This is a genomic window from Arthrobacter pascens, assembly GCF_030815585.1.
GTDB classification, from domain to species: domain Bacteria; phylum Actinomycetota; class Actinomycetes; order Actinomycetales; family Micrococcaceae; genus Arthrobacter; species Arthrobacter pascens_A.
In genome coordinates this window covers 1,138,765-1,151,300 of the sequence record NZ_JAUSWY010000001.1, presented here as the reverse complement: position 1 = coordinate 1,151,300, position 12,536 = coordinate 1,138,765, and the positions used below count along the sequence as shown (strand labels likewise).

8 protein-coding genes and 2 tRNA genes are annotated in these 12,536 nt (G+C 64.0%); 2 read left to right on the top strand and 8 right to left on the bottom strand.

What is annotated here, in order from left to right; translation table 11 throughout:
• The first annotated feature begins 20 nt into the window (after positions 1-20).
• The gene (locus tag QFZ30_RS05435; RefSeq protein WP_307074200.1) at positions 21-812 is read left to right on the top strand and encodes a PspA/IM30 family protein; all 792 of its coding nucleotides are present in this window, start codon (positions 21-23) and stop codon (positions 810-812) included.
• 150 nt (positions 813-962) lie between these two features.
• Here QFZ30_RS05435 and QFZ30_RS05430 read toward each other — a convergent pair whose 3' ends face one another.
• The 5 genes from QFZ30_RS05430 to QFZ30_RS05410 form a co-directional block, all read right to left on the bottom strand.
• The gene (locus QFZ30_RS05430) at positions 963-1,895 is read right to left on the bottom strand and encodes a cytochrome b/b6 domain-containing protein (protein WP_307074198.1); all 933 of its coding nucleotides are present in this window, start codon (positions 1,893-1,895) and stop codon (positions 963-965) included.
• A 138-nt stretch (positions 1,896-2,033) separates the two neighbouring features.
• Positions 2,034-2,107, bottom strand: a tRNA-Met gene (locus tag QFZ30_RS05425).
• Between the two features lie 133 nt (positions 2,108-2,240).
• Positions 2,241-2,314: transfer RNA gene (locus QFZ30_RS05420), tRNA-Met, on the bottom strand.
• 206 nt (positions 2,315-2,520) lie between these two features.
• Positions 2,521-5,568 carry a UPF0182 family membrane protein gene (locus QFZ30_RS05415; protein WP_307074196.1) on the bottom strand — a complete coding sequence of 1,016 codons (3,048 nt, stop codon included), beginning with the start codon at positions 5,566-5,568 and terminating at the stop codon, positions 2,521-2,523.
• A 136-nt stretch (positions 5,569-5,704) separates the two neighbouring features.
• Positions 5,705-6,766: a YlbL family protein gene (locus QFZ30_RS05410; protein WP_307080062.1), complete on the bottom strand. Its 1,062-nt coding sequence runs from the start codon at positions 6,764-6,766 to the stop codon at positions 5,705-5,707.
• Positions 6,767-7,030: 264 nt separating this feature from the next.
• Between QFZ30_RS05410 and QFZ30_RS05405 the strand changes: the two genes are divergently transcribed.
• Positions 7,031-8,596, top strand: coding sequence for a zinc-dependent metalloprotease (locus QFZ30_RS05405; RefSeq protein WP_307074193.1), 1,566 nt, complete (start codon positions 7,031-7,033; stop codon positions 8,594-8,596).
• Positions 8,597-8,605: 9 nt separating this feature from the next.
• Here QFZ30_RS05405 and QFZ30_RS05400 read toward each other — a convergent pair whose 3' ends face one another.
• The 3 genes from QFZ30_RS05400 to nudC all read right to left on the bottom strand — a co-directional run bounded on the left by QFZ30_RS05400 (position 8,606) and on the right by nudC (position 12,462).
• Entirely contained in the window at positions 8,606-9,226 is a 621-nt protein-coding gene (locus QFZ30_RS05400) for a M48 metallopeptidase family protein (RefSeq protein ID WP_307074190.1), read from the bottom strand.
• Positions 9,223-11,358, bottom strand: a complete 2,136-nt coding sequence (locus QFZ30_RS05395) for an ATP-dependent DNA helicase UvrD2 (protein WP_307074187.1) — start codon at positions 11,356-11,358, stop codon at positions 9,223-9,225. Before QFZ30_RS05395 ends, QFZ30_RS05400 begins: the two co-directional genes overlap by 4 nt.
• Positions 11,359-11,439: 81 nt before the next feature.
• Positions 11,440-12,462, bottom strand: coding sequence for an NAD(+) diphosphatase (nudC, locus tag QFZ30_RS05390; RefSeq protein WP_307074185.1), 1,023 nt, complete (start codon positions 12,460-12,462; stop codon positions 11,440-11,442).
• Positions 12,463-12,536: the final 74 nt, after the last annotated feature.

Here is a 12,536-nt window from a genome sequence, read left to right as displayed (position 1 = left end):
GCAGGACGAAAGGTAACACCATGGTTAAGCAGTCCATTTTCGGCCGGATCGCGCAGCTCGCAAAGGCGAACATCAACACCTTGCTGGACAACGCTGAGGATCCGCAGAAGATGCTGGACCAGATGGTCCGGGACTACACCAACAACATCGCGGAGGCTGAATCCGCAGTTGCCCAGACCATCGGCAACCTGCGCATGCTCCAGGACGACTACCACGAGGACATCAAGAACGCCCGCGACTGGGGCAACAAGGCCCTCGCAGCCTCACGCAAAGCAGACGAGTACCGCAGCAGCGGCGATGTGGTCGACGCCGAGAAATTCGACAACCTTGCCAAGGTTGCCCTGCAGCGCCAGATGGCTGCTGAGAGCGAGGCGAAGGGCGCTGAGCCCAGCATCGCGTCCCAGACCGAGGTGGTTGACAAGCTCAAGTCCGGCCTTGACCAGATGAAGGGCAAGCTAAACGAGCTCACCAGCAAGCGCAACGAGCTCGTGGCCCGCTCCAAGACGGCAGCGGCCCAGTCCCAGGTCCACGACGCCATCAAGAGCATCGACTTCATGGATCCCACCAGCGAGGTGGGCCGCTTCGAAGAGAAGATCCGCCGCGAAGAGGCCAAGGTCCGGGGCCAGCAGGAACTTGCCGCCTCCAGCCTGGACGCCCAGTTCAACCAGCTTGAGGACCTTGGCGAGCAAGTAGAAATCGAGGCTCGCCTGGCTGCGCTCAAGTCCGGCGGCGCCAAGCCCGCCATCGGCGCATCCGGTGCCCACGCAGCTTCGGAATCGACCGTCGACGAAGCCGATTTCGACAAGCTCTAGCCAGCAACGGGGCCAACAGCCCGCCGTTCCAGCAAAGGCCGGGGTTCATGATGAACCCCGGCCTTTGCCGTGGAGACCTTCAGGAGGGCCAAGGACGGCTGTGTGGCGTCAGGAGGCCCCAGCGGGCCACTGTGGGGTGCCTGCCGGCGCTCAGCGGCTGACTTTGCCCATCAGTGAGGCAATGGGGCGCAGGAAGATGGGCCGTGCCAGGAACCAGGCCGCGACCATAACGGCAACCGACGCGGCGAACACCCAGAATCCGAACCAGCCGGCGTCGTCGCTTCCGCCGTACATGTGGTTCAGGTTGCGCAGGGCTCCCGTGGCCAGGACCAGGAAAACATGCACCGCAACGAACGCCACAAAGTAGATCATGACGGGGAAATGGATAGCCCGCGCCAGCTCGATCGGGTAGGCCTTGTTCAGGGCGGCTGCCTTCTTCGGCCAGGCGGAGGAGGTCCGGATGCCGGAGATGAAGGCAAGCGGTGCGGCAATGAAAACCGTGACGAAGTAGGTGAGCAGCTGGAGCGCGTTGTAGTTCACCCAGCCGTTCTCGGTAGGCCAGTTCAGGGACGCGTATTGAAGGGCCGCTGACAATGCATTCGGAACGGCATCCCAGCTCGTGGGAACGATCCGCATCCATTGCCCCGTGGCGAACAGCAGGATCGCGAAAACCACGCCGTTAAGGATCCACAGTGCGTCCAGGGTCAGGTGGAACCAGAGTTCCAGCGTGATCTTGGTGGGGGGCGTCTTGGTCTTGATCAGGCCCTTGTTATTTCGCGTCCAGTGTCCGCTGGGGCGCGTGGTGGTCCGCACCTGCCAGCCCGTGCGGATGATGAGGAGCAGGAAGAAAGCGTTCAGGAAATGCTGCCATGCCAGCCAGGCAGGAAATCCTACCGGTGCACCGTCGGGAAGCTCTGAGTGGCCAGGATAGTCCGCCAGGAAAGAGGCAACCGCCGGGAGGCCCGTCATCCACTTGGCAAGCAGCACTACCAGCACCAGCGCTACGAGAACGGCAGGAACACCCCAGTACAGTCTTGACCGCTTGCCCGTGGCGGAGCCGGGCTTCTTCGTGGGTGTGGACATCGAACAACATTCCTCTCGAGAATGATTGACCAGTGCTCAAAATGTGAGGCTCTGCGAAAGAGAATACTAGGAACTACTAGTATTCTCAGAAAAAGAAGGCCCCGGCCGGCATATCTGCCGGTCGGGGCCTTCACATAGTTGCGGGGACAGGATTTGAACCTGTGACCTCTGGGTTATGAGCCCAGCGAGCTACCGAACTGCTCCACCCCGCGTCGCTTGATCAACTCTACCCTAGTTTTGCGGGCACTTTCTCCACTGCGGGCGTGTGCCGCCGAAGCCGTGGGAACCGCGGCCGCTTAAACAAGAAAGCCCGGATCTGTTTCCAGTATCCGGACTTTCCGTCAGTTGCGGGGACAGGATTTGAACCTGTGACCTCTGGGTTATGAGCCCAGCGAGCTACCGAACTGCTCCACCCCGCGTCGCAAGATCAACACTACCGCCCGGTGAACGGGAGGCCAAATCGGGATGACGTGATGTGCGTCTCGGCTCTGGCTTAATGAGCTTCTGACATGGGAGAACGTCCCGCTGCCCACCAGACGCCAGCAGCCCGGCCGCGCTCTCACTGGAGCGGGGCCGGGCTGCTGGAGCTGCCAGTTTCTGGCTGGTCTTTATCTGTTGCTCGCTGTCAGTTGCTCGCCGCAGGCGACGGTGTTGCCGTCCCCGTGGCGCTTCCGGACTGTACGGCCGTAGGAGCGGCTGTAGGCGACGGTGTGGCCGTAGGAGGCGGCGTGGGCTCTGGAACTATAGCGGGGATCTTGGCTTCAGCGTCCAGGGCCTTCTGGAGCGCGGCAGCGAGCTTCTTCTGCTGCTCCCCGTACGCCGCGAAGTCACCTGCAGCCAGGGCCGCTTGGCCCGCCCTGATGGCGGCATTCGCCTCGTCCAGCGCGGCCTTCAGTTCAGCCTTGGCATCCGCCACGCCTGTGGGCGGGGTGGCTCCGGGATTGACGGGAGTCTGGCCGTTGTTGCCGGAGTCACCCGCTGCCGCGCCAGAGTCTCCGCCGAACAGCTGTTTGAGGGCCTCGTCAAGGGTGGCGGCGAAGCCCACCTTGTCTCCAAACGCCACCAGCACGCGCTGCAGGGTGGGGTAGGACGTCTCACCCGTTGACTTGAGGTAGACCGGTTGGACGTACAGGATGCCCCCGCCCACCGGAAGGGTGAGGAGGTTGCCGTTCAGCACGTCCGAGGCGCCCTGGCGGAGCAAGTTCAGCGCCTGCGAGACCGTGGGGTCCGAGTTGAACTTGTTCTGCGCCTGCCCGGGACCCGGAACCTGCGTCTCCGGCGGAATCTGGAGAAGCCTCAGCTTGCCGTAGCTCTCGGCCTTGACGCCCTTCTGGTTGCCCGCGTCCGAGTCGGCTGCCAGGAATCCGTAGAGGACGTTGCGTGCGCTTCCGTTCACAATCTGCGGAATAAACGACGATGTGAGCTGGAAAGCTGGCTGCTCCTGATCCGGCATTTGCAGCGACATATAGAACGGGGGCTGTTTGACATCGGTGGCGGAATCCGCGGTGGGATCCGCCGGCACGCTCCATACTTCGTCACTCTTGTAGAAGCTGACGGGATCCGTGACGTGGTAGCGGCCCAGGAGTTCGCGTTGGACCTTGAACAGGTCCTCCGGATACCGGACGTGGCTCATGACGTCCGCCGACATCTCCGAGTAGGGCTTAAGGGACGTCGGGAAGACTTTCTGCCAGGACTTCAGGATGGGATCCTGATCGTCCCACGCATACAGGGTCACCGAACCGTCGTAGGCGTCCACTGTGGCCTTGACCGAGTTCCTGATGTAGTTCACCGAACTGTTCGGCAGGGCCACCGCCCGTCCGGCAGTGGTCTGCGAGTCGGCGGTGGCCTCGGACAGCTGTTCCTGCTGCGAATACGGGTAGTACTGGCTGGTGGTGTAGCCGTCCACGATCCACTTGACCCGACCGTCCACGACTGCGGGATAGGCATTCCCGTCCACGGTCAGGTAGGGGGCCACTTTCTGGACCCGCTCGCGCGGGTTCCGGTCATAGAGAATCTGGGACTCCTCATTGACCCCGTCGGACAGCAGCAGGTCAGAAGACTGGAATTTGATTGCGTACAGGACCTTGTTGAAGAAACTGCCCACGTTGGGCCCGCCGTTGCCAGTAAAGGTGTACTGGGTCTCGCCGTCACCCTCCTTGCCGGAAGGCCTGTCCTGCTCACGGTTGGGAGCCCCCTCAGGGGCGCCCACTATGGAGTATTCCGGGGAACTTTCACCGAAGTAGATCCGCGGCTCGTAGGTGGAATCGTCGCCAAGGACGCCGGTGGACGGAATACCCGACTGGAGGAACTCGGGCTTGCCATCAACCGTGAACTTGTTTCCCTTGGCCGCGACAACGCCATAGCCGTGCGTGTAGACGACGTGCTGGTTGAGCCAGCCCTGTTGGTTGGTCGCGACATTGCCGGGGTTCAGCTCGCGAACAGCGATGACGGTGTCCTGCACTTTTCCGTCCACCTCGTAGCGGTCCACGTTGAGTGCCTGCGGGAACTGATAGTACGGGCGGTACTGCTCGAGTTGCGAGAACGCATCCGAGATCAGATTCGGGTCAAGCAGCCGGATGTTGGCGGTGGTCTGGGCGTCCGGCGCGAGGGCACCTGTGGTGGCGGTGTTCGTGGCGTTGTACCGCTCCACCTGGATCTTGTCCAAGCCGTAGGCTGCGCGTGTCAAATCGATGTTGCGCTTGATGTACTGATTCTCCAAGGTCTGCTCGGAGGGGCGCACCTGGAACTGCTGGATCACCCACGGATAGACACCTCCGGCAAGGATCGAAGTGATGATCAGCATGGCCGTGCCAATGACGGGCAGGCGCCAGCGGCCGATCACTGCTGCGACGATGAAGAGGATAGCCACCAGTGCGGCCGCGACAGCCAGGATGGCCTTGGTAGGGATGACCGCGTTCACGTCCGTGTAGAGCGCGCCGGCCCAGCGGCCTCCATTGTTCTGGACGGACGCATACCGGTCCAGCCAGAAATTGGCGCCCAAGAGAAGGAGGAATGTGGCGCCTGTGACGGCCAGGTGGATCTGGGCGGCGCGGCTGGTGAAGATGCCCCGTTCCATGAGCCGGATGCTGCCGTAAAGGTAGTGGGTCAGAATGCCGGCGATGCCGGCGATGACCACAACGCTGATGAGGAAGCCCGTGATGAATCCCAGGAACGGAAGCGTCATGAGGTAGAAGCTGATGTCCAGGTTGAACACGGGATCGTTCTGGCCGAACGACTCCTGGTTGAAGAACAGCAGCACTTTCTGCCACTGACTGGCAGCAGCGCTGCCGGCGAACAACCCGAACATGATGGGCAGTCCAACCATCACAACCCGGCGGACCGGCTCCAGCTGGGCCTGGTAGCGGTTCAGGTTGTCACGGATTTCGGAGTCGGGGGCATATACCGGCCGGGCATGGTAGGCAATCCGGATGGCGAAAAAGACGGCCAGGAACATGACGGCGAAGCCCGCGGCGAAGATCCCGATGCGTGCCAGGTTTTCCGTCAGGAACACTTCAAAGAAACCGAGCTGCCTGTACCAGAGAACGTCAGTCCACACGTTGGCGAAGAAGATGAAACCCACCACAACAAGGGCAACAACTATCAGCGTGGGTGTCAGAGCGCCGCGTCTTGAGACGGGTCTTCCGGGCGGGATGGGGCTGGTGGGACGTGACAAACTCGGTACCTCATAGCTAGTCGTCAGATTTACATTCGAAGCGTGCGTGCGAGCGACGTCCGCCACCAGTCAAGCGTGTGGCAACGTCCGTCATATCTGCCACGAGTGGCAGTAAAGCTTAGTTCCTGGCCTCAGTCTAGTTGCTGGTGCAGCCAGGCAGGCCGGACGTGTCCTGGCCGGAGCCAGCGAGTTCGACGGCGCTTCGCGCCTCAGCGAGGTTCTCCACTTTCACCACTTGCAGTCCATCCGGAATGTGCCCCACGACATCGTCGCAATTTGCCGCGGGAGCAAGGAAAAGCGTGGCTCCGCCGGCTCTTGCTCCCTGCATTTTCTGGCCGATCCCGCCGATGGGGCCCACTACCCCGTCCGGAGAAATCGAGCCCGACCCTGCGACGTGCTTACCGCCGGTGAGATCTCCCGGAGTCACGGTGTCAATGATGCCCAACGAAAACATCAGCCCGGCACTGGGACCGGCCACGTTATCGAGTGCGATGTTCACGTCGAACGGGAAGGAAAACCGGTATTTGAGCATGACGCCAAGAATGTAGCGGCCGGCGCCGTTGTCCACTGGCGTCACGGTCTCAGTGACAGCCTCCCCGGCCCGCTCCACCACAACAGAGACCGGCTTCCCCTTTCCTGCGGCCAGCTCGTCCTGTATGACGGACAAGGTGGTGATCGGCTTGCCATTGATGGACTCGAACACGTCGTCCGGTTCGATCTTGCCCTCAGATGGCGAACCGTCGGAAAGGCCAGCGGCCTGGAGCTGCTGGCCAAAAGGGATTTTGAGTTCCCTCAACGCGGAAGCGACAGCGTTCTCCTTGGAAGTGGTCATGGCCACGGCACCTTGTTCCGAGGCCTCTTCCTTCGTGGTCCCGGTGGGATAAATCAGTTCCTCCGGATAGACCGCCTTGGTACGGTCAAGCCAGGCGGCAAACGCGCCGAGAAGGCTGACCGGGCCGTTGGGGCCGCCGTCGACATAGACGGTTGTCAGGTCCAGGTTCCCTTTCGCGGGATAGGTTTCGTGGCCCGTAACACTGATGACGGGGCTGCCCTTGGCCTGGCCCAGTGTGTTGAACGTCGGGCCGGCTGTCTCCACGACGTAGGGCACCGGAATTGTTCCGGCCGCAAGTCCAAGCCCCAAGGCCAGCAGGCCGGAGACCATCATGACGGAGACCCTGTTGTCCCTGGGGCTCTCCATCCGCGGCCCTGGCCCCTCCGGGGACAGGGCATGGCGTGTGGCACCGCCAGGTACTTCATCGGCCGCTGCTGCGCCGGGGTTGAGCCTGTCAGCGTGGTCCTCGGATGGATGTTCGCCACGGGTAGTAGTCACCCAAGCAACACTACGCGTTTCCGCCTCCCGCCAGCTCTTTGCCTACAGCGAACGTGGACCTTCTCCGGCAGACAGCCGACCCTCCCCGGGGTACCGTGAAGTTGAACAGTCACACCGACGATCGGCGGGATCATGACCTCCAACCCACTCAATCCGTCCAATGGCGACGACACGCCAAAGGATCCGTTGACAGAAATGCTGCAGAACCTCATGGGCGGCAAGGGGCTGGAAAACATCGACCCCGCCGAGCTGGCCAAGGCAGCGGGCCTGCCCGACGACCCCAACCTCCTGGCGCAGATGTTCTCCCAGGTCCAGGCGATGATGAGCGCTCCCTCGGAAGGACCCGTTAACTGGCAGCTCGCACACGAGAATGCGCGGCGGGTTGCTGCCAGCAGCACTGACCCTTCAGTCACCTCCGTGCAGTCGCGCGAAGTGGACGAGGCCCTCCGCCTCGCCGAATTGTGGCTCGATCCGGTCACGGATCTGCCCGCCACCGGCCTGATCGGCCGCGCATGGTCCCGCGCTGAGTGGGTGGAGGCCACCCTCGGAACCTGGAAGAGGCTCACCGAACCGGTCGCGAACAGCATCGCCAACGCTCTGTCGAGCGCCATGACCGAGCAGATGCCAGAGGAAATGAAGTCCATGATGGGCGGTGCCTCTTCCATGCTGCAGAACATGGGCGGGGCCATCTTCGGGATGCAGCTTGGGCAGGCGATCGGCGCCCTGTCGGCCGAGGTGGTCAGCTCCACGGACATCGGCGTGCCGCTGGCCGACCTCGAGATGGCACTGCTGCCGGCGAACGTCACCTCCTTCGGCGAGGGCCTGAGCCTGCCGGAGAACGACGTCCGCCTTTTCCTGGCGGTCCGCGAGGCTGCCCACGCGCGCCTGTTCATCCAGGTTCCGTGGCTGCGGGGTCACCTGCTCGGCGCGATCGAGGCCTACGCACGCGGCATCCACATCGACACGTCGAGGATCGAGGAGCTGGCCCGGGATCTTGATCCCAGCAACCCGGAAGGCATCCAGGAGGCACTGTCCCAGGGCGTCTTTATGCCACAGCGGACACCCGCACAGGAACAGGCCCTGGAAAAGCTCGAGACGGCCTTGGCTCTGGTTGAAGGGTGGGTGGACGAACTGACCGCCGCCGCCACGGAGAAGCTGCTGCCCTCCGCGGCTGCCCTGCGTGAAGCTGTCCGCCGGCGCCGTGCCACCGGAGGTCCCGCGGAGCACGCGTTCTCTTCATTGGTGGGGCTGGAACTGCGTCCCCGCCGCCTGCGTGAGGCCGCCGCCCTGTGGGCGAGCCTCAAGGACGAACGTGGCATCGAGGGCCGCGATGCCATCTGGCAGCACCCCGATCTGCTTCCGACCGCCGAGGACCTCGATGATCCGCACGGCTTCAGCGGCCGCCGCAAACTGGCGGAAGCCAGCGACAGCGAAGTTGACGATGCGCTGCAGAAACTGTTGAACGGCGGCTTCGACGAAGCCCCGGAACCCGACGCCGACGCCGACGGGAAGCCCACGACGAATACGGCAGAAACCACCGATGAGCCAGCGGCTGGAGAATCAGCTGCCGAGGAACCCCGTAAGGGTTCCGACGCAGGCAAACCCGGCAACGGCTCTGACGACGCAGCCGAGGGCGAGCAGGGTTCGGACGACACCGGTTCGGACGAAACCGGCGAAGGCGGGCAGCCAAAGAGTTAGGCCAGAGGCTTAGTCGACGTCGGTCGGCTGGAGATTGTCCGGCGCCACGGTGTCCGGCTGGAGGCCGCGCGCGGTGGCGAAAGAAACCCCCTCCAGGAATGCCTTGGCCCGCTGTGTCTCCGGATAGGCCTCCAGCAGCTTCCAGAAGGCGGCGTTGTGCCCGGCCACCAGCAGGTGGGCCAGCTCGTGGAGGAGCACGTAGTCGATGACCCACTGCGGCATGGGCCTGAGCTTCTCGGAGAGCCTGATGGTGCCCTCGGACGGCGTTGCCGACCCCCAACGGGAGTTTTGGTTACTGACCCAGCGGACCGACGTCGGCACAGCCCGACCGCCGAGGTAACGGGCGGAGAGGTCGGCGGCGTGGGCCGCCAGCGCGGCTTCCGTGGCCGGGTGTTTCTTTCCCTTGTGGAGGCGCCTCTCCCCCTGGCGGTGCAGCTTCTCCAGCATCCGGTGCACCCATTCGGATTCCTGGGCCGCGGTGAACCGGGCCGGTATGGCCACCACTGCCGTTCCGTTTTCCCAAAAAGCCGCAACGGTCCGTGTACGGCGGGCCGACCGCCTCACCTCGACAGGAGCCCCGTCCGGTGTGGTCAGCCGCAGCGCCACAGGCGCCTCCGCCCGGTGTCTCACAGGGTGGTGCTTTCAACCAGGACACGGAGCACGTCTTCGCCGTAGCGTTCCAGTTTTGAAGGCCCGACGCCGGCGAGGGAGGCCAGTTCCTCAAGGGAGGCAGGCTTGGCCTCCGCTATAGCCGTCAGCGTGGCGTCCGTAAACACCACGAAGGCGGGCACGTCGGACGAGAGTGCGACTTCCTTCCGCCATTGCCGGAGCGCGTCGAACGTCTGTTCCTCATAACTGGGGGGACAGCCGTTGCAGCGCCCCACTTTGCGCTCCGCGCCGCTTGCCAGCATGCTGCCGCAGACCCGGCACATAGCGGGCGCGGCGGCTTTGCGGCGTGGCGCCGGACCCTTGCCGCGCGCGCTGGAACTGGCCACCGAATCCGGCCGGAGCCCGTCAAGGAACCGGGAAGGTTTCCTGTTTGCGCGGCCCCCAGGGGTTCGGGCCGTGGACCAGGACAGAGCAAGGTGCTCCCGCGCCCGGGTGATTCCGACATAGAGGAGCCGGCGTTCCTCATCCACGGCCTCAGGAGTGTCGGCGAAGGAAATCGGCATCAGGCCTTCGCTGAGGCCCACCAGGAAGACGGCATCCCACTCAAGGCCCTTGGCCGCGTGCAGGGAAGCAAGGGTGACACCCTGGACCGTGGGCGCATGCTGCGCCAGCGACCTTTCCTGCAGTTCATTGACAAAATCCGCGAGGCTGAACTGCCCGCCGCGGGTCTGAACCAGTTCATCCGCGAGGGCCACCAGCGCCGCCAGGGATTCCCAGCGTTCCCTCAGTGCCCCGCCGTTGTGTGGAGCGGCGTCGGTATAGCCCAGGGATGCGACGATGTCGCGGACAAGCTGGCCGAGCGGCTCCGGGGCCGCAGTTTCGGCCACTGCCCTGGTCGCGGCCCTCAGCTGAAGGATTGCGTCCCTTACTTCCTTACGGGCGAAGAACCGCTCACCGCCGCGCAACTGGTAGCCGATGCCGGCCGCTGCCAGCGCCTGCTCATATGCTTCAGACTGCCCGTTGGTGCGGAAGAGTACAGCCACCTGGCTCGCCGGAGTACCGGCGTCGAGAAGTTCCCGGATCTTGAGCGCCACAGTGGCGGCTTCCGCTTCATCGTCGGCGCATTCGGTGAAGTGCGGCGCCGGGCCGGCCGGGCGCTGGGCAACCAGTTGCAACGGCGTAGCCCACGCCGCATCCGCCACCGGTCCGCCGCTGCGCCGCCCGGCCAGGAGATCGTTGGCGAGCCTGACCACCTGGGGCGTGGAGCGGTAGTCGCGGATCAGCTTCACCACATTGGCTTCGGGATACCTGGCCTTGAACCCCAGCAAGTGCTTGGGCGAGGCCCCGGTGAAGGAATAGATGGTCTGGCTTGCGTCGCCCACAACGCACAGCTCATCCCGGCCTCCCAGCCACAGCTCGAGGAGGCGTTGCTGCAGCGGGGAAACGTCCTGGTACTCATCGACGACAAAGTGCCGGTACTGTTCGCGGACCGTGGCCGCCACCTTCTGGTCCTCCTGGAGGATACCCACGGTGATCAGCAGCACGTCCTCGAAATCTATGACATTGCGGTCGGTCTTGACGTCCTCGTAGGACTGGAAGACCCTGGCGACGGCCGTGAGGTCGAACCCGCCAGGGGTCCCCCTCCCCTGCGCATTTTCCAAGTAGTTGGCCGGCGTCAACATGGAAACCTTTGCCCATTCGATCTCCGAAGCGAGGTCCCGGATGGAGGCGCGGTCCGTGCTGAGCCTCAGGCGGCGCGCCGCCTCGGCGATCATCTGCGCTTTGTGGTCCAGAAGGTTCGGCAATGTGCCGCCGACTGCCTGCGGCCAGAAAAACTGGAGCTGCCTCAGCGCGGCGGCGTGGAACGTCCGCGCCTGGACGTTGGCGACGCCGAGGTCCCGCAGCCTGCTGCGCATTTCCGCGGCAGCCCGGGCTGTGAACGTCACGGCCAGGAGCCGCTGCGGGTTGTACACCCCTGAGTGCACGCCATAGGCAATCCGGTGGGTGATGGCCCGGGTCTTTCCCGTGCCGGCCCCGGCAAGCACGCACAGCGGTCCGTTCAGTGTGCTTGCGGCTTCCCGCTGTTCAGCATCCAGTCCCCCGAGAATCCGTTCCTCGAGGGACTCTGTGCTGTCAAAATTCTCTGTGGTCACTTCTGCTGCTCTGTTGTCTCGACTGCCGCATGCTGGAGTCTGGTCGATGGGTGATGCCCGGTTTCACGAGCCGGCGCTGGTTCAGGTCTCTGTTCGGTCCATGATTCGTCCGCCATACCAGTGCTCGATCAGCGAGCGGGCGATGGACAGGCGGCTGGAGATGGTTATTTCGCCGTTCAGCACTGCCTCCTGGAGTTCCTCCCGGCTGAACCAGCGCGCGCGGGTCACCTCCACGCCGTCGGGCGTTGCCGTTGTATCGGCGGTGATGGCGGTAAATCCAAGCATAAGGGAAGCGGGGAACGGCCATGACTGCGAGCCCAGATACTGGCAGCCGGTGACCCGGACGCCCACTTCCTCGTGGATCTCCCTGACCACGGCCTGTTCAAGAGACTCGCCCGGTTCAACAAACCCGGCCAGCGTGGAATAGTTCCTGGCGTCCGCGGGTCCGCCGCCACCGAGCAGCAGCCGTCCGTCCGGTCCCACAACGGTGACGATAATTGCCGGATCGGTGCGCGGGTAGTGTTCCGAGCCATCCTCAGGGCAGCGGCGGACCCAGCCGCCGGCTTCCACGACAGTGGCCGCTCCGCACCGCGGACAGCGGGTATGGCCGGAATGCCAGTTGGCAATTGCGCTGGCTTCAACGAACAGGGCGGTGTCAGTGGGATTGAGCGCGGAGGCAATGTCGCGGAACCCGGTCCAGGAAGCATCGGCCGGGATCCCCGCCATTCCGCGTTCCACAGGGGCACGGAGCACAAAGAGCAGGAGTTCGGTGCCGGCGGGCAGGTCCGAACCGTCCAGGGCAGAGCCAAGGTAGATCACCTGGTCCAGCGCGGAACCAAGGTCCGTGAGACGTTCCCGGAGCGCGGCCGCTTCAGTCAGCAGCAGGCCGTTCCCCTGCACCAGAGCCTGCCGGCCTGACAGGACCGCCGCCAATGTTCCTTCGCGTCCCAAGAGTTCCTCGACCATGCCTGGCCTGATGCGGCCGGCAGAGCCGCGGTCCACCAAGGCAGGCCGCACTGGAAGCACGGTATCGAACAGATGGTTTGCTGGCAGCTGTGCTGCCTGCGTCTGGTAGGCCGGGGTAACGGACTCCGCATGACTCATGTGTCCACCGTACTGACTCCTACCGACATTTGATATTTCGGGCGGGGGCGCCCCCAAGCCCACCGCCGGTAGGC

Excerpts from the sequence above, each read along its gene's own strand:
- QFZ30_RS05405 (WP_307074193.1), top strand. The coding sequence starts at position 7,031 with ATGACCTCCAACCCACTCAATCCGTCCAATGGCGACGACACGCCAAAG.
- QFZ30_RS05410 (WP_307080062.1), bottom strand. The coding sequence starts at position 6,766 with ATGGAGAGCCCCAGGGACAACAGGGTCTCCGTCATGATGGTCTCCGGC.
- nudC (WP_307074185.1), bottom strand. The coding sequence starts at position 12,462 with ATGAGTCATGCGGAGTCCGTTACCCCGGCCTACCAGACGCAGGCAGCA.
- QFZ30_RS05435 (WP_307074200.1), top strand. The coding sequence starts at position 21 with ATGGTTAAGCAGTCCATTTTCGGCCGGATCGCGCAGCTCGCAAAGGCG.
- QFZ30_RS05430 (WP_307074198.1), bottom strand. The coding sequence starts at position 1,895 with ATGTCCACACCCACGAAGAAGCCCGGCTCCGCCACGGGCAAGCGGTCA.